The sequence below is a fragment of the Asticcacaulis excentricus genome, assembly GCF_003966695.1.
GTDB lineage: Bacteria > Pseudomonadota > Alphaproteobacteria > Caulobacterales > Caulobacteraceae > Asticcacaulis > Asticcacaulis excentricus_A.
This window is the reverse complement of sequence record NZ_AP018827.1, coordinates 2,266,383-2,284,693: the sequence shown is the minus strand read 5'-3', so window position 1 is coordinate 2,284,693 and position 18,311 is coordinate 2,266,383. Positions and strand designations below refer to the sequence as shown.

The following is an 18,311-nucleotide window of genomic DNA, read 5'->3' as shown; positions in this document are numbered from 1 at the left end:
TAATGTCAGGGCTTTGCGGCCAAAGGATGTTCGCCGACATAGCGCAGCCGCACATTGGGCGCGGTGCCGGTTTCGGTCTGTTCGATGGCGTGGGCCAGCCAGCCGGCCGAGCGCCCCAGCCCCATCAGCGTAAACGGCGCGTCCTTGGGCAGGTCGAGGTGTCGCCCGATCAGGGCCAGCGCCAAAGTAAACCCTAATGGCCGCCCGGTCAGCTCCTCACCGACGGCACGGATGGTCTTGAGGTCTTCGCCGATGTGCGGGGCGGCGGCCATCAGGGCTTCGGCGCGCAGGGCATCGCAGGACGATTGTTCGGCTTCAAAGCCCGGCAGCTCGACGCCCTGCCGCAGGAAGGTTTCGGCGACCAGACGCGGATTACCCTGACGCCGCACCTGCGTCACATAGGCTTCGGCGCGCGACACCCGCCCGCCCATAGCCGGACCGCTCAGCGTGGCGAAACCGGCCATCACCGGCGACGACAAGGGCCCCTGCGACACGGCGGCGGCACGCGCCGACAGGGTGGCGGCATCAAGCCCGTTATCGGCGCACAGCACCAGCGCCCGGCGGATCAGATCGACGTCGCGCAGGTCATTGACCTTCCACGCGCGGGCCAGACGCTGATGGAAATACAGGCGCGGTCCGCCATTGGTCACCGCGTCGAACAGCTCATTCAGGATGCCCGCCGCCTCAAGGCGCAGGTGGCGTTCGGTGGCCTGTTCCGACAGGGCGTCTTCGTCCAGACGCCGCGACAGCATCCCCCACACGCGGGCGCGAGGTCCGCCGGTGAAGTTGACGTCCGGGCGCGGTTTTAACGGCCCGAAGGGGTTGGCGGCTTCGTCCTTCCACAAAAGGGCAGCGACGGTTTCGAAATTCTCGGTTTCGCTGAGCGCCAGGCTGTCGTGCGTGCGGTAAAAGGGGCGGTTGTCGATAGCGATAAAGATGTCGGAATCGATCGTCGCCTCACCGCGCAGGGCGGATTTGCCGCTGAGCGCCGGCAGAACCGCCGGGGCATCTTCGGCCGGGCGCGGGCCGCGCTGCGTCAGGCGCTCAATGTCATCGAGGGCATAGAGCGAGCGGCGCGGATTGTCCGGGTCGGTCCGCGCGGCGATGCGCTGACGGCTGACATAGGCGTAGAGGGTCTGCGGCTTGACATCCAGTCGCTGCAAGGCTTCGGCGCGGCTGATCCACTGGCGCGACATAGGTTCACCCTCAGAAATGGGGCTGATAATCAAGATTGATTATCAGGAACTTTAAACACAGCCGGGTTTAAAATCCAGCCATGTTTAACAGGGGCTTAAAGTTTTTGTAGCGTGGTAGATTAGAGCACGTTTCGTTCGGGCTGAATCGCAAACGTGCTCTAAATTTTTGTTTTGTCGCGTTTTTACGCTCAACCGGTATCCACTTGAGCGAAAAACGCTCCAAGGCGTATACAGATGCCGTTTCTGGTTATTTTAAGGCTCCCGCCATGGCCCTGCCCTTCACGCGCCTGATCAACCCGTTCAGCTTCAGCGGCCTGACGCCGCAGGAGATGATCCTGCGCGTGTCGGCCCTGTCGGTGTTCGTCGCCCTGACCCTGATCGGGCTGAAGTCGCTGGCGCTGATGGCGTCGGGATCGGTAGCGGTGCTGGCCTCGCTGACCGATTCCGGGCTGGATCTGCTGGCCTCGCTGATCACCTTTTTCGCGGTACGATTTGCCCGCACTCCGCCTGATAAAGAGCACCCGTTCGGTCATGGCAAGGCCGAGGCCTTTTCGGCCCTGTTTCAGGCGGCGCTGGTCTTTTCATCGGCGGCCCTGATCCTGCGCGACGCCTGGGACCATCTGCGCGCGCCTGAGCCGGTCAGCGGTGGTCTTTTGTCCGTAGCGGTGATGATCGTGTCGCTGCTGCTGACCGGGCTTCTGATCGTTGCACAAAACGCCGCCCTGAAAGCGTCGCAGTCGGTGGCCGTGTCCGCCGACCGCGCCCACTACCTGACCGACATTGCCGGGAACAGTATCGCACTGGTCGGCGTCGGGGCCGGTGCGCTGGGCGTGCCGCATATCGACGCCATTGCCGGGGGCGCGATTGCCCTATGGCTTTTGTGGGGGGCGCTGCACGTGTTGAAGGACGCCGCCGACAGCCTGATGGATCGCGCCCTGTCGGAGGAAGATCAGGCGCGTATTCACGAACTGGCGTCTGATGACCCCGAAGTGCTCAATGTCCACCGTCTGCGCACGCGCATTTCTGGCCCGCACGTGCTTATCCAGATGCACATGGCGCTGCGGCCCGACCTGACCCTTGTCAGAGCCCATGAAATAATCGTAAGCGCTGAAAAACGTATATTGTCGGCCTTTCCCAATGCCGACATCCTGATTCATCCCGACCCGGACGGCGCGTCGGAGCCGCATGGCGGCGTCTTTGCCGAAGCGCACGACCGGGTGCATCAGATCTGACATGAACACACCCCTGCGCACCCTTTATCATTTCGCCTTCGACCCGCATTCGCGGCTGGTCCGGCTGGCGCTTGGCGAAAAGAAGCTGGCCTTTGAGGAGGCCCCGGTCAAATACTGGGAGCCGACGGATGAGTTTCTGCGCCTGAACGTGTCGGGCCTGCTGCCCGTGCTGGTCGAAAGCTACGACCACGGGCGCAACGTCACCCTGTGTGAGAACCGCGCCATCCTCGAACACCTCGATGAGACTGCGTCCGAGGTGCGGCTGTGGCCCACCGACCCGCAGGAGCGCGGTGAGGCAAGGCGTCTGGTCGGCTGGTTCGAGCGCAAGTTTGATTACGAGGTCAACGCGCTTCTGCTGCACGAAAAGATGGAAAAGCGCCTGATGGGCATGGGGGCCCCGAATCTGTCAGCCCTGCGCGCCGGGCGCGACGCGCTGCGCGACCACCTGCTCTATTTCGAAAGCCTGCTTGAGGCGCGCAACTGGCTGTCCGGGCGGCACATGTCCTATGCCGATTTCGCGCTGGCCTCGCACCTCAGCGTCATTGATTACGTCGATGAGATGAACTGGGACCGCTATAAGCACCTGAAAACCTGGTACATGGTGGTCAAGTCGCGCCCGGCCTTCCGGCCGCTTTTGGCCGACACCCTGCCGGGCGTGGCCCCGTCGGCGCACTACCGCGAACTGGATTTTTGATGGACGCGCCACCCGACAACCCCGCCGCGCACAGGGAGACGGGGTTTAAGGCAGACATCACGGCGCGCGCAAAGGCGCTCGGCTTTTCCAGCGTCGGCTTTACCAACCTGCCGCAGGCCTGGGACGCGGCGCAGCGCCTGAAGGCCTTTATCGCCGCCGGCTTTCACGGCGAAATGACGTGGATGGAAGAGACGCTGGAGCGGCGTCTGCACCCGCAAAACATGTGGAACGGCGCCAAAAGCGCCATCGTGCTGGGCTTCAACTACGGCCCCGACAGCGACCCGCTTCTGGGGCTTTCCGAGCGCGATCTGGCCAATATCAGCGTCTATGCGCGCGGCGACGACTATCACGACGTCATCAAGAAAAAGCTCAAGCAACTGGCCAGCGACATCGTGGCCGCCTATGGCTGCGAGCTGAAGGTGTTTGTCGATACCGCGCCTTTGATGGAAAAGCCGCTGGCGCAACTGGCCGGGCTTGGCTGGCAGGGCAAGCACACCAACCTCGTCTCGCGCGAATTTGGCTCCTGGCTGTTTCTGGGCAGTATTCTGACCGATATGGAGCTGCCGCAGAGCCTGACCGAACGCGACCATTGCGGTTCGTGCCGGGCCTGCCTCGACGCCTGCCCCACCGACGCCTTTGTTGGGCCTTATCAGTTGGATGCCCGCGAATGTCTGTCCTATCTGACCATCGAATTTCGCGGCCACTGGCCCGACCGCTTCCGCGCCGCCATGGGCAACCGTGTCTATGGCTGCGATGACTGTCTGGCCGCCTGTCCGTGGAACAAGTTCGCGGTGGAGGCCTCCGAAGCCAAGCTGAAAGCGCGCGAAGGGTTCAACGCCCTGTCTTTGGTCGAACTGGCGCAACTGGATGACGCGGCGTTCCGCACCCTGTTCAGCAAGTCGCCGATCAAGCGCATCGGTCTGGCCACCTTCCTGCGCAATGTGCACTATGCGCTGGGCAACAGCTTTGATGATCTGGTGGACCCGGACAAGGTCGCGGTTTTAACGCGCAACCTCAACCACGACAGCCCGGTGGTGCGCGGTTCCGCCGTCTGGGCTTTGTCGCGCGGCCTGAGCGCCGAAGACTTCCGGGCCCTGCGCGCGCAGCACCTGCCGCAGGAGGACGATCCCGACGTGTGGAGCGAATGGAGCCGCCATGTCGCCTAGGTTTTCGCTCATCGTCCTGTCCTATCAGAGCGGTGCCTATCTTGAGCGCTGTATAGAGGCGCTACTTGCTCAGACTACGGATGATATTGAAATCCTGCTGGCCGACAATGCCTCAACCGATGGCGCGCCGGAGGCCGTGGTGGCGAAATTTCCGCAGGTGCGCCTGATCCAGAATGGCGGCAATCTGGGTTTCGCCGCCGGTAACAATGCCGCCGTGCGCTTTGCCAAGGGCGAATGGCTGGGCTTTATCAATCCGGATGTGTTTGTACACGCCCACTGGCTCAGTGAAATGGCGCAGGCTATTCAGGATTATCCGCACACGCACATTTTCACCTCCCTGCAACTGGACCCGCAGGATCAGGGCGTACTGGACGGGGCCGGCGACGGCATGAGCTTCTTTGGCTTTCCCTTCCGCATGGGCTATCGCGCCGCGCGCCCCGCGCACATTCCGGTCAGTGAGGTGTTCTCGCCCTGCGGTGCCGCCTTCCTCATCAAACGCTCACTGTTTGAGGCGCTGGGCGGCTTTTACGAGCGCTTTTTCATGTATTGCGAAGACGCCGATCTGGGCTATCGCGCGCGGCTGCGGCGAGAGCGCACGCTGCTGATCCCGCAGGCGCGCGTCGATCATATCGGCTCGGCCACGCTGGGCGCGCGCTCGGACTTCGCCCTGTTCCACGGCTATCGCAACCGGCTGTGGCTGTTCGTCAAGAACACGCCCGCGCCCGTCCTGTGGCTGATGCTGGTGCCGCACCTCTTGTTTAGCTTGTCAGGGGCGCTGAAGGATGTATTGAAGGGACGCGGCCCGGTCGTCGGTCGCGCCCTGAGGGAAGCCATTGGCGGCTTGGGCGCGGTGATGCGGGACCGCCACCAATTACAAAGTACCCGTCTTTTGCGTTCAACCGATTTATTATCTCAATTTAGCTGGGACCTGCGCCTGATCCTGCGGCGCGGCCTGGACCTACGGAGCCCGAAATGAGCCTTTCCGAAGCCTTTACCGCCCTCAAAACCCAGGCCGCCATCGACGCCAAAACCCCCATCGTGGCGCATTTTGAATACGAAGCCGACCGTCTGGGGGCGCAGTCCCTGTCGGTGGCCGGGCTCTATGTCGATGTGTCGAAGCAGTCGTGGTCTGACGCGGGCTTTCAGGCGGCGCTGAAGCTGTTCGAAGCCGCCGACCTGCCGGCCGCGCGTGAGCGCATGTGGACGGGTCAGGCGATCAACGTCTCGGAAAACCGCGCCGTGCTGCACGTCGCGCTGCGCGATTCCGACGGCGAAAACGCCCGCCTGCGCGGCGCGGAGATCACCGCCGACGTCAAGACAGCGCGCGACGCCATGAAGGCTTACGCCGATGGTATCCGCAGCGGTCAGATCGTCGGCGCGACGGGTAAGCCGTTCAAGACCATCCTGCATATCGGCATCGGCGGTTCGGACCTCGGCCCGCGCCTCGTCTGGCAGGCCCTGACGCCTCTGAAGCCGCAAATCGACATCCGCTTTGTCGCCAATGTCGATGGCTCGGAACTGGCGCTCAACACCGCCGATCTTGATCCTGCGGAAACGCTGGTCCTCGCCGTGTCGAAGACCTTCACCACGCAGGAAACGCTGGCCAACTTCCTCGCCGCGCGCGACTGGCTGATCGCCGGTTTGGGCGAAGCGGCGGCCTCGAAGCACCTCGCCGCCGTGTCTGCGGCCCCGGCCAAGACCTCGGCCTACGGCATCCCCGAAGACCGCGTGTTCGGCTTCAAGGACTGGGTCGGCGGCCGTTATTCGCTGTGGTCGGCGGTGTCGCTCAGCGTCATCATCGCCGCCGGTTATGACGTGTACGAACGTTTGCTGGCCGGTGCCTATGAGATGGATCAGCACTTCCTGACCGCGCCGTTTGAAAAGAACGCGCCGCTGCTGCTGGCCGCCGCTCAGGTGTTCAACCGCATCGGCCTCGACCGCCCCGCCCGCGCCGTTATTCCGTATGCGCATCGTCTGCGCCGTCTGGCCGCCTTCCTGCAACAGCTTGAGATGGAATCGAACGGCAAACGCACAGACGGCTATGGCAAACTGCTGCCGACCAAGACCTGCCCGGTCGTCTTCGGCGACGAAGGCACCAATGCCCAGCACGCCTTCTTCCAGATGCTGCACCAGTCGGAAGACATCGTGCCGCTGGAACTGATCGCCGTGAAGTCGAACCCCGAAGCGCCGCTCGACATGCAGCAGAAACTGCTGTCGAACGTCATCGCGCAGGGTGAAGCCTTTATGGTCGGCAAGAGCCTTGAGACCGCCGAGGCCGAATGCCGCGCCGCCGGTTTCGACTCCGAAAAAACCGCCATCATCGCCCCGCAAAAGGTCTGTCCCGGCAACAAGCCCTCGACGCTGGTCCTGCTCGACGCCCTGACGCCGGAAACGCTGGGGGCGCTGCTGGCGCTTTATGAGCACAAGACCTTCGCCGAAGGCATCGTCATGGGCCTCAACAGCTTCGATCAGTGGGGCGTGGAACTGGGCAAGACCTTGGCCAATGCCGTGCTGGAAGACATCACGGGCAGCGCCATCAAGGCGCACGACCCGTCCACCACGGCGGCGATTTCAAAAGTGAAGTAAGACGCAGGGGCACAGCCCCTGCACCCGACACCCTATGCGCCCTTCCCGTGAAACACGGGGAGGGTTTTTTTACTTCATCAATAGGGGTTAGAGCGATGTGTCGATTTCGGCACCAAACGAGATTGACCGAAAGAGGTCAACGCGTATTATACCGCATAAGTAGATATGTTAGAGCATCCGTCGGCTCAGTTGAACCGTCGAATGGCTCTAAGTTTTTGTTTGGTCGCGCAATTTTTCCGAAAAGTGGTACCCACTTTATCGGCTTGCGCTCTAGATTTAGCAATTATAACTTCATTACAGGCCAGGACATGCTCAAATCCCTCAAATCCTGCATAGCCATCGCCTTGTGCGTTGCCGCGTTATCGCCGTCCGTCTTTGCACAAGCTCAAAGGCCTGAGACTGATGCAAACGACGTCACTGACGTTACCATTTTCCTACGCCGTGCCGCCAATTTGCCGCTCGACAATATCCGCATCGATCCAGGCTCGGCCTCAAGCTGCAACTTCTTCAGCACGTCGGCGATGGACAGCGACTATGCGCGCAACTTCATATCAAGGGGCAGTTTCAGCGCCTATTCGCCCTATGGAGATGCCTCGCGCGACAGGGGGTACGGCTCAAGTAATCTTTCTGGCTCGCATGGCGGATTTAGTTACTCAGACCGCAGCCATTGCTCGCAATCGGACTACAATTTCGCCGCAGGCCGCGCCGTGATCCGCGCGCGCGACCGCACCCTGACCGACGCCTTCGCCCTCTTTGATCAAAAAAAATACCCCGAAGCCCTAGCCCTCTTTCAGAAGTCCTACAACAAATTGGGCGATAGCATAGCGGCACTGATGATCGGCCGGATGTATCTGCTCGGGCTGGGCACCACCCCGAATACCCGGGAAGCGCTGAAATGGCTGAATAAGGCTGCCGAACAACCTAATCCGCCAAGACCCCTGCGTTTTGACCCCAAGGCACCGGAGCGTATGGATTCGGCCACCGAAGCCAGTATAGTTCTGGCCAAGATATACCTTATTGGACACGACGTAGAGAAAAACCCCGCCACGGCGCTCAAATGGTATCAAAAGGCCGCTTCGCGCGCCTATGTCCCAGCCTATAAGACTGTCGGCGACTTCTATTACTACGGCCACGGCGTCCGGAAGGACGTCGTGCGTGCTCAACGCAACTACAAGACCGCGGCCGAAACCGGCTTTGCCCCGGCCCAGGTCGCCATGGCGCAGATACTGGCCTCCGGCGATGACGGCGTACCTGCTAATCCGAAGCAGGCGCTCGACTGGTATTACCACGCCGCCAAGGCCAACCACCCGGACGGACTCTATGCGCTGGCCGTTGCCTACGACACAGGACAGGGGGTCAAGGCCGATCCGAAACAGGCATTGTTCTATTACAAGGAAGCTGCTGTACGCGGTCATCCAGCCGCGCAGAACGATATCGGCACCTATTTCGCCAAGGGCGATTCGATCCTCCCCAAAGATGAACCCATCGCCCGCAAATGGTTTGAGGTCTCGGCGAGGAATGGCAACCCTGAAGCCATGTACAACCTGGCGGTCATGTTGATGACGGGTCAGGGCGGTCCGGTCGATCGAAAGGGTGCCTGGGTGTGGTTCACGGTAGCCCAAATGGCCGGGCATCCGCATGCAGAGGCGGCGCTGAAACAACAGGAACCGCAGATGACGACCGATGAGAAAAGTGAGGCTGCGGCAGTTCTGAAGCCGAAATTACAGGCAGGCAGTTAAGATTGCAGGGGCATGTCCACGCAACCTTAAGCACGAGTCAAAAAGCCGCCCCTTTGCAGAGGCGGCTTTTTTATGCTCCAACTAACGGGTGCAGGGGCCGTGCCCCTGCGTCTTTTTCCCCTTAGGCTACATTCGCAGCGCGCTTCGCCTGAATGGCCAGTATCTCGTTCGGCATGACCTGAACGAAGGCCTTCAGCGCATTGTCCCAGTCGTCGAGGATGGTCTCGGCGCGCGGGGATTGCGTCTTTTCAAAGTGCTCGGCAATCAGGGCCTTGAGATCGGCCTGATCGCTTTCGGGCACATCGCGCAGGGTGATGCCTTCCGGGTTGATGTACTTGGCGAACGCCCCTTCGGTGTCCCAGACATAGGCGACACCGCCGGTCATGCCCGCGCCAAAATTGGCACCGGTCGAACCGAGGATGACCACCTTGCCGCCCGTCATATACTCACAGGCGTGGGCCCCGGCCCCTTCGACCACGGTCACCGCGCCGGAGTTGCGCACGGCAAAGCGTTCGCCGACGCGGCCTGCCACGAACAGCTTGCCCGAGGTCGCCCCATAGAGGTTGGTGTTGCCGGCCAGCATCTGGTTCGGCTGCCACTGTTTCGGACGCACGACGATGGTCGCGCCCGACAGGCCCTTGCCCACATAGTCATTGGACTCACCGACGAGGTCGATGAACAGCCCCTTGACGGCAAAGGCCCCCAGCGACTGACCCGCCGAGCCGCGCAGTTGCAGCGTCAGGTGTCCGTCGGCCAGTGTGTCGCCGAAGTTTTTGACCAGCAGGTGCGAGGTGCGCGTGCCCACCGCGCGCATGGTGTTGCGCACGTCATAGGTCAGCGACATCTTCTCACCGCGTTCGACCAGAGGCACGGCGTCCTTGACGATCTGAGCGTCCAGCGTGTCGGCCACCGCATTGATCTCATGCGGCAGGGTGACCGGCGCGGTCGGGTCTTTTTCGACGCGCACCAGCAGCGGGTTGAGGTCGAGATCATCGAGGTGTGCCCCGCCACGCGATACCTGACGCAGAAGGTCGGTACGGCCGACGGCCTCGTCCAGCGAACGCAGGCCCAGCGAAGCCAGGATTTCGCGCACCTCTTCGGCGATGAAGCTGAACAGGTTGATGACCTTTTCCGGCGTGCCGGTGAACTTGGCGCGCAGACGCTCGTCCTGCACGCAGACGCCGACCGGGCATGTGTTCGACTGACACTGACGCACCATCAGGCAGCCGATGGCCACCAGAGACGCCGTGCCGATGCCAAACTCTTCGGCCCCCAGCATGGCGGCGACCACGATGTCACGACCCGTGCGCATCCCGCCGTCGGAGCGCAGACGCACCTGACCGCGCAGATTGTTCATGGTCAGGACCTGATGCGCTTCGCTGAGGCCCAGCTCGAACGGCAGGCCGGCGAACTTGATCGAGGTGAGCGGCGACGCACCCGTGCCACCGACCTGACCGGAGACGAGGATGGCGTCGGCTTTGGCTTTAGCGACGCCCGCAGCCACCGTACCGATGCCCGACTGCGACACCAGCTTCACCGTGACGCGGCAGTTCGGATTGATCTGCTTGATGTCGTAGATGAGCTGCGCCAGGTCTTCGATCGAATAGATGTCGTGGTGCGGCGGCGGCGAGATCAGGCCCACGCCCGGCGTCGAATGGCGCATACGGGCGATGAATTCCGTGACCTTGAAGCCCGGAAGCTGACCGCCCTCACCGGGCTTGGCCCCTTGCGCGACCTTGATTTCGACTTCGCGGCACTGGTTGAGATATTCCGCCGTGACGCCAAAGCGGCCAGAGGCGATCTGCTTGATGGCCGAGTTGGGGTTGTCGCCGTTCGGGCGGCGGACATAGCGTTCGGGGTCTTCGCCGCCTTCGCCGGAGACCGAACGCGCGCCGATGCGGTTCATGGCGATGTTCAGCGTCTCGTGCGCTTCGGGGCTGAGCGCGCCCAAAGACATGCCGGGCGTCACGAAGCGCTTGCGGATTTCGTTGACCGATTCCACCTCTTCGATGTCGATGGGCTTCGCCTTCGGGGCCCAGTCGAGCAGGTCGCGCGGCGCGGTGGGCGCGTCTTTCGACATCTTGGACACCAGACCCGAATAGGTCTTGAAGACCTTATAATCGCCGCGCGTCGTCGCGTCCTGAAGCAGGTGGATCAGCTTCGGCTGATAATAGTGGGTCTCACCCGCCGCACGCATCTTGTAGAAGCCGCCAATGGGAATCAGGGCGCGCTTCGACGCCCAGGCTTCGGCGTGCAGCGCCTTCAGCTTGGTTTCGATACCGGCCAGACCGATACCGGAAATGCGCGAGGTCACGCCGGGGAAGAACTCACCGACCAGCGCCCGCGACAGGCCCAGCGCTTCGAACTCATAGCCGCCGCGATAGGAGGAGATGATCGAGATGCCCTTCTTGGCGAGGATCTTCATCAGACCCGCCTCGATGGACTTCTTGTAGTTCATGAAGCACTTATACGAGGTCTGGGTGCCGTAACGGCCCTTGTCCAGACGCTCCTGCATTAGCTCCAGCGCCAGATAGGGGTTGATAGCGGTCGCCCCCACACCCACCAGAACGGCGAAGGCATGGCTGTCCATCGCTTCGGCCGAGCGCACGATGATCGAGACGAAGGAGCGCAGACCTTCCTGCACCAGACGGGCATGGACGCCCGCAGCGGCGAGGATCATCGGCACGCCCATGCGCTCCGGACCCGACTTCTGATCGGTCAGGACGATCATGGCGGCGCCGTTCTTCACTGCGGCCACGGCCTCATCGCGCAAGGAATCGAGCACGGCGCGCAGCCCCGCCCCCGGCGCCGCCCCTTCGGCGGGCAGCGGGAAGGAACAATCCAGCTCCGCCACCTGACCGACATTGCTGGTGGCCAAAAGGCGCTCATACATGCCCGTCGTCATGAACGGCGAGTCCATGACCAGCACATTGGCCTGCGTCGCGTCTTCGGCCAGAATGTTGCCGAGGTTCTTGAAGCGCGTCTTGAGCGACATGCCGGCTTCTTCGCGCAGCGGGTCGATCGGCGGGTTGGTGACCTGCGCGAAGTTCTGACGGAAATAATGCGACAGGGGCCGCCACTTTTCCGACAGCACGGCCAGAGGCGTATCGTCGCCCATCGAGCCGATGGCTTCCTTACCGTCCTTCACCATGGCGTCCAGCACGGTATCGAGGTCTTCGAGCGTGTGGCCGGCGGCGATCTGACGGCGGTCCAGCTCCTCACCGAAATAGGCGCGCGGCTCCGGCCCCGGCTCGATGATCGAATCGACATCGACCATGTTTTCCAGCCACTTGGTGTAGTCGTGCTTTGAGGCCAGCGCGTCGAGGATTTCATCCTCGCTGAACAGCTTACCGGCTTCGAGGTCCACGGCGATCATGCGGCCCGGCGCGATGGTCATGCGGTGCGCCACGCGGTCTTCGGCCACGCCCGTCATGCCCGCTTCCGAGCCGACGATCAGCAGGCCATCCTGCGTCTGGGTAACGCGCAGCGGACGCAGACCGTTGCGGTCCTTACCGGCGATGACCCAACGGCCATCGGTGGCACAAACCGCCGCCGGGCCGTCCCACGGCTCCATCACGGCGTTGCAGTAGGCATAAAGCGCGCGGTGCGATTCCGGCATGGTCACGGCCTGCTTCGACCAGGCTTCGGGGATCAGCAGGGCCTTGGCCATTGGGGCCGAACGCCCGGCGCGCACCAGAAGCTCAAACACATTGTCGAGCGCCGCCGAGTCCGAGCCGCGCGGCTGAATGACCGGCTTCACGTCGCGGTCATTGTCGCCAAAGGTCGCTGCCGCCATGCGGATTTCGTGCGACTTCATCCAGTTGACATTGCCGCGCAGGGTGTTGATTTCCCCGTTGTGCGCCAACATGCGGAAGGGCTGCGCCAGACGCCACTCGGGGAAGGTGTTGGTCGAGAAGCGCTGGTGGAAGACCGCCACGGACGAGACGAAACGCGGGTCCTTCAGGTCGAGATAGAAGTCATCGACCAGCTCGGCGCGGAACATGCCCTTATAGATCAGGGTCTTCGACGAGAAGGAACACAGATAGCAGTCGAGATTGGCCTCTTCGACGCGCTTTTCGATGCGGCGGCGACACAGGAACATGGCGCGTTCCAGCGCCTCTTCCTCAAGACCGTCGGGCGCGGCCAGCATAATCTGCTCGATTTCCGGGCGCGTGGAGTTGGCGCGCGTGCCCAGTTGCGACACATCGACCGGGGCCTGACGCCAGCCATAGAGGTAGAAGCCCGAACGCAGGATTTCAGATTCGACGATGGTCCGCGCCGCTTCCTGGGCCCCCAGATCGTTGCGCGGCAGGAAGACCTGACCGACCAGCACGGGGCCGGGGCGGGGCTCATGGCCGATATTGCGCACCTGCTCGCGGAAAAAGTCCTGCGGCACATTGATCATAATGCCCGCGCCGTCGCCCGACTTGCCGTCGGCATCGACCGCGCCGCGGTGGAACAGGGCCTTCAGCGCCTTGACCGCCAGTTCGACCACGTCGCGGCGCGGCTGGCCATCAATGGAGCAGACCACACCGACGCCGCAGGCATCGAATTCCGTGCGCGGATCATAGGCGTCGGCCTCGATCAGGGCGTTACGGTTGCGGTGATAGAGTTCGTAAGACGAGGAGCCGGAAGAGATCATTGAGCGGCCTCCAGAGAAGCGGAAACGTTTGACTGAATATAGTGGTGGATGTCGGCGGCGGCGTCCTGTCCTTCGCGGACGGCCCACACGACCAGCGACGCCCCGCGCACGATGTCGCCGGCGGCAAAGACGCCCGGCACAAAGGTCTGGAACTCACCGGCCTGCACCTTGATCGTGCCCCACTTGGTGACTTCGAGGCCCGGCTGGTTGAACAGGACCGGGATGTTTTCCGGCTCAAAGCCCAACGCCTCGATAATGAGGTCGGCGGGCAGGTCGTTTTCGGCACCGGGGATGTCCTCGATGCCCTGACGGCCCTGCGCGTCCGGCGTCGTCAGGCGCATACGCTGAATGCGCAGGCCCGACACGTGCTCGGCATCGCCCAGCACGGCCTTGGGGGCCGACAGCCATTCGAACTTGACGCCTTCTTCCTCGGCATTAGCCACTTCGCGATCCGAGCCCGGCATGTTGGCGCGGTCACGGCGATAGACGCAGGTCACGGCCTTGGCGCCCTGACGGGTGGCGGTACGCACGCAGTCCATGGCCGTGTCGCCGCCGCCGATGACCACCACGGTCTTGCCTTCGGCGTTCAGCGTGCCGTTGTCATAGGCCTCAACCGCATCGCCAAAGCCCTTGCGGTTGGAGGCGGTCAGGTAGTCGAGCGCCGCCACGACACCCTTTGAGCCGCAGCCCGGCACGCTCAGACGGCGCACCTTATAGACGCCGGTGGCGATCAGAATGGCGTCGTGCTTCTGACGCAGCTCCTCAAACGACACGTCATTGCCGATGTCGCAGTTGAGGACAAATTCGACGCCAGAATCGGCCAGACGCTGGGTCCGGCGCAGAACGACGTCCTTTTCCAGCTTGAACGACGGAATGCCATAGGTCAGAAGGCCACCGGGGCGGTCGTAACGGTCATAAATGGTGACCTTATAGCCCAGCGTGCGCAGACGGTCAGCCGCCGCGATCCCCGCCGGGCCCGCGCCGATAATGCCGACGCTCTCTGCGCGTTCGACGGCAGGAACGATGGGCTCGATCCAGCCCTCTTCAAAGGCCATATCGTTCACATAGCGCTCGACCGCGCCGATGGTGACGTTTTCCCAGCCCGATTGCTCCAGCACGCACGAGCCTTCGCACAGACGGTCCTGCGGGCAGATGCGGCCGCAGATTTCCGGCAGGGTCGAGGTCGCCGAGGACAGGCGGAAGGCCTCCTCAAAGCGCCCTTCGGCGGTCATGCGCAGCCAGTCGGGGATGTTGTTCTGCAGCGGGCAACCCGACTGACAGAAGGGCACACCGCACTGGGCGCAGCGCGAGGCCTGCGCATTGGCCTGCTCCGGTTTGAAATCGGCGTAGATTTCATTGAAATTTGTGATGCGGGTCTTCGCTTCGGCCTTCGATGGCGTCTTCTTGTATTCAACGACGAAGCGGTTCGTCTCGTAGGTCATAGGCCCAACCTCACAACTCGGTGCAAAAACCTTCCGTTTCCGGAAGATGGAGTTTAGCTTGTTACAGCGCGCTAAAACGCCCTAAAGCGCAAAAGCCCGCTGAGTTAAAGCGGAAAATGATGTTTTCCGACGTTTCCCGCCAAAATCGCGACCAAAAACCGAGGTCGTGGGATTTTTGCGGAGGTAGTTACAAATCGTACTATTTCACATGCCTTCTTTCCGGTTTTATCACCCCGTTTCCGGAGCGTAAACCGAAGGTCCAGACATACAAACCCCCCAGTGTCTGCCGGGGCAATCCCGGCAAATCCTGAGGGGCGTTTCCGTTCCGGTTTTGTAAGTCCTTGCCGCTCGGTTCGGGCGGGGCTGTCCTTGACCGGTTCCGGTTCAGCCCCTTGTCCCTTTGGCGGGCGTCCGGGCTATCCGTGCTGGGTCTCTCCGTGCTGTGTCGCGTCAAGACCCTCGATCTCCTGCTCCTCGTCCACACGCAGGCCTGTGGTGAATTTGCAGATCATCAGAATGAGGAAGGTGACCACCGCGCTCCAGCCGATCACGACCACGAGGCCCAGCACCTGTTTAAGTACGGTGGCGTCCTTGGCCAGCGCATTGATGCTTTGATTGGCGAAGACCGCCGTTAGCACCGCGCCCACCAGACCGCCGACGCCGTGCACGCCAAAGGCGTCCAAGCTATCGTCGTATTTGAAGGCTTTTTTGAGGGCCGTCGCGCCGAAGAAGCAGGCAATGCCGCCGATAAAGCCGATGGCCAGCGCGCCCTTGGGATCGACAAAGCCCGCCGCCGGCGTAATGGCGACAAGGCCCGCCACAATACCCGAAATCATGCCGAGCAGGGTCGGTTGCTTGCGCTCAAACCATTCGACAATCGTCCAGCCGACGGCACCCGTCATGGCGGCAACGATGGTGTTGAGCACGGCCACGCTGGCCAGCGCATCCGCCGTCCAGGCCGACCCACCGTTAAAACCCAGCCAGCCGACCAGCAGCAGCGACGCGCCGATCATCGTAAAGGCCAGATTGTGCGGCGGCATGTAGTCGCGCGGGAAGCCCCGGCGCGGCCCCAGAACCAGCGCGCAGACAAGGCCCGCAATACCCGAATTGACGTGCACCACCGCCCCGCCGGCGAAATCGAGCACGCCCATGCTGCCGAGGAAACCGCCGCCCCACACCCAGTGACACACCGGCGCATAGACCAGCAGAGTCCACAGGGCCGTAAACAGCAGGAAGGCCGAAAACTTCAGACGCTCGGCAAAGGCCCCGGCGATCAGGGCCGGGGTGATGATGGCAAAGGTCATCTGATAGGCGACCCACAGGAACTCCGGCAGTTGCGGGGCCAGACCGAACGCCGTCTGCATGGTCACGCCGTTGAGCAGGACCGCATCGAACGAGCCGATAAAGCGGTTCAGCCCGTCATTGCCATTCAGGCCGAACGACAGCGAATAACCGGCCACGATCCACAGGACCGACACGACAACAGCCGCCGCCACCGACTGCGCCATGGTCGCCAGCACGTTCTTCTTGCGCACCATGCCGCCGTAGAACAGGGCCAGGCCCGGCAGGGTCATCAGCAGCACCAGCGCCGTGGAGACGATGATCCACGACGTGTGACCGCTATCAAGCGCCAGTAGCACCTGATGCTTGAGAAGCGCCGGTGCTGCCGTCGCTGCTGCTGCCACTGATCCCGTCGTCATACCGCCTGAACCCCGAACGCACTCTGAAAAGGTTTGGAAAACTCGCATCTGCACACAGCGCCCAGCCCTTAGGCTTGACGTTGCGCGTCACAGTTTTTCCGACATTTTTGCTCTTTGCGCGAAATTTTACCGAAAAGCGAGCAAATTTTGCGTCATCTGGCAAAAAAATTCACAAACCGCGTTTCGAACTGTTGCAGAGCGGTAGAAAGGATCGCTTGTGGCATTTCAGACAGGGGTGACCCAAGCCCCTTCCCGGACCTTAGTCTTTTCCGGCGGCGTATCTGGGCATGTCCGCCAGCGCCCGCTCATAGGCCTTGCGGATTTCAGCCTGACTGAACCCCTGATCCCAAAGCTCCGTCATCAGAGTATTCAGAACCTGCTCCAGAGCGCGTTCGCTGACCGATACGTCCATCTCGCGCAGATGCCGACACCTGACCGCCAACTGGGCCGCCAGATCATAGGCACCAAAGAGTTCAGTCTCTTCGCTCGTCAGGTCATTATCCATGATAAAAACCTTTCTTACAGAAGCGGGACGGTCCTACTTAAACGCCTTTACCGCCGCGACAATTTCGGCTTGCGTTTCGGCGGTGAGATAGGGGCTGAAGGGCAGGCTGATCACCGCCTTCGACTTGGTTTCCGAAACGCTCAGATCACCCGTGCCGGATTTGAATATCGCATAGCCCGGCTGCTGATGCAGGGGGATGGGGTAATAGACCGCCGTCGGGATGCCTTTTTCACGAAGAAAAATTTGCAGGCCGTCGCGGTTTTCATGCTCGATCGTATATTGCGCCCAGGTCGAGACGTAGCCGTCCTTCACATAGGGCACGCTGGTCACATAGCCGTCCAGCGCCTCATTATAGCGCTTGGCGACGGCCTGACGCAGCGCGATCTCTTCGGCAAAGATGGCCAGCTTTTCGATCAGCACGGCGGCCTGAATTGTATCGAGGCGCGAATTCATGCCGATGCGCACGTTCAGATACTTGGCCTCATGCGTGTAGTTCATGGTCGCCGCGTCGGTCGGCGTCGCGCCGCCGTGCACCCGGAACGAGATCAGGCGCTCCAGCAAGGCGTCGTCATTGAGCACCACCGCCCCACCGTCGCCATAGCAACCCAGAGGCTTGGCCGGGTAGAAGCTGGTCGAGGTGGCGTGCGCCCATTCCAGCGGCTGCTTGCCATCAATCGTACAACCAAAGCCCTGCGCCGAGTCGGCAATCAGGAACAGGCCGTGCGCCTGCGTGATTTTGGAGATCGCCGGATAGTCGGCGGCCTGCCCGAACAGATCGACCGCGATGACCGCGGCGGGTTTCAGACGCCCTTCGGCCTTGACGGCGGCGATGGCGGCCTCAAGCTTCACCGGGTCCATATTGTAGGTTTTCGGGTCGATATCGACAAAGACCGGCTCAGCCCCTGTCATCGGCACCACTTCGGCGGTGGCCACAAAGGTGAAGGCCGGGACAAACACCGCATCGCCCTTACCCACACCCAGCCCCAGCAGGACCAGCTCGATGGCGTCCGTGCCATTGGCGCACGACAGGGCGTGCTTCGATCCGGCGAAGGCCGCCAGATTGGCCTCAAAGGTGCGGACCTCTGGCCCCATAATATAGGCGCCATGATTGAGCACCTTTTTGATCCCGTCTTCGATAGACGCGCCAATGCGTTCGCGCTGCGCACCCAGATCAATAAAGGGAATAGCCATGAGACACCTTCGGTAAGCCACATAAGTTGAGGCAGAGACTTATCACCCCTCACGCCCGGCGCACCTCAAAAGGCATTACCTATCGTTTCATCTGCGGCCTATCGTCGCGGCGCGGCAGGCCAAATATTCGGATACCGTATACGCCTTCACTTGTCGGACATTTACGCGGGCGATGCGCCGTGCTAAGGCGGCGGCAGACGTGATCCGCGCCCTTCGGA

At 62.1% G+C, this 18,311-nt stretch carries 12 protein-coding genes; 6 read left to right on the top strand and 6 right to left on the bottom strand.

The genetic code is table 11. The features are described 5' to 3' along the window. Positions 1-5: 5 nt before the first annotated feature. Positions 6-1,196 (bottom strand): citrate/2-methylcitrate synthase, encoded by a 1,191-nt coding sequence (locus tag EM6_RS10505; RefSeq protein ID WP_126422588.1) that lies wholly within the window; start codon positions 1,194-1,196, stop codon positions 6-8. Between the two features lie 266 nt (positions 1,197-1,462). Here EM6_RS10505 and EM6_RS10500 point away from each other — a divergent pair, with 266 nt between their 5' ends. The 6 genes from EM6_RS10500 to EM6_RS10475 all read left to right on the top strand — a co-directional run bounded on the left by EM6_RS10500 (position 1,463) and on the right by EM6_RS10475 (position 8,613). Beyond that, entirely contained in the window at positions 1,463-2,428 is a 966-nt protein-coding gene (locus EM6_RS10500) for a cation diffusion facilitator family transporter (protein ID WP_126422586.1), read from the top strand. Position 2,429: 1 nt separating this feature from the next. Further along, on the top strand, positions 2,430-3,122 hold the full coding sequence (locus EM6_RS10495; RefSeq protein ID WP_145987686.1) for a glutathione S-transferase family protein: 693 nt from the start codon (positions 2,430-2,432) through the stop codon (positions 3,120-3,122). Further along, entirely contained in the window at positions 3,122-4,288 is a 1,167-nt protein-coding gene (gene queG, locus EM6_RS10490) for a tRNA epoxyqueuosine(34) reductase QueG (protein ID WP_126422582.1), read from the top strand. Before EM6_RS10495 ends, queG begins: the two co-directional genes overlap by 1 nt. Next, complete coding sequence (locus EM6_RS10485; protein WP_126422580.1) at positions 4,278-5,264, top strand: glycosyltransferase family 2 protein; 987 nt, start codon at positions 4,278-4,280, stop codon at positions 5,262-5,264. Before queG ends, EM6_RS10485 begins: the two co-directional genes overlap by 11 nt. Continuing rightward, entirely contained in the window at positions 5,261-6,874 is a 1,614-nt protein-coding gene (pgi, locus tag EM6_RS10480) for a glucose-6-phosphate isomerase (protein ID WP_126422578.1), read from the top strand. Before EM6_RS10485 ends, pgi begins: the two co-directional genes overlap by 4 nt. 308 nt (positions 6,875-7,182) lie before the next feature. After that, complete coding sequence (locus tag EM6_RS10475; RefSeq protein WP_172961193.1) at positions 7,183-8,613, top strand: tetratricopeptide repeat protein; 1,431 nt, start codon at positions 7,183-7,185, stop codon at positions 8,611-8,613. A 121-nt stretch (positions 8,614-8,734) separates the two neighbouring features. On the opposite strand, the gene gltB is transcribed toward EM6_RS10475, so the two are convergent. From gltB to EM6_RS10450, 5 genes are all read right to left on the bottom strand, one after another. Then, entirely contained in the window at positions 8,735-13,255 is a 4,521-nt protein-coding gene (gene gltB, locus EM6_RS10470; RefSeq protein WP_126422574.1) for a glutamate synthase large subunit, read from the bottom strand. Next, positions 13,252-14,697 carry an NAD(P)-dependent oxidoreductase gene (locus tag EM6_RS10465; protein WP_126422572.1) on the bottom strand — a complete coding sequence of 482 codons (1,446 nt, stop codon included), beginning with the start codon at positions 14,695-14,697 and terminating at the stop codon, positions 13,252-13,254. Before EM6_RS10465 ends, gltB begins: the two co-directional genes overlap by 4 nt. 416 nt (positions 14,698-15,113) lie before the next feature. Then, positions 15,114-16,397 (bottom strand): ammonium transporter, encoded by a 1,284-nt coding sequence (locus tag EM6_RS10460; protein WP_126422570.1) that lies wholly within the window; start codon positions 16,395-16,397, stop codon positions 15,114-15,116. 259 nt (positions 16,398-16,656) lie between these two features. After that, a complete protein-coding gene (locus tag EM6_RS10455) occupies positions 16,657-16,902 on the bottom strand; it encodes a hypothetical protein (protein ID WP_126422568.1) in 246 nt (81 codons plus the stop codon). A gap of 33 nt (positions 16,903-16,935) precedes the next feature. Beyond that, positions 16,936-18,093 (bottom strand): DegT/DnrJ/EryC1/StrS family aminotransferase, encoded by a 1,158-nt coding sequence (locus EM6_RS10450; protein WP_126422566.1) that lies wholly within the window; start codon positions 18,091-18,093, stop codon positions 16,936-16,938. Between the last annotated feature and the right edge of the window lie 218 nt (positions 18,094-18,311).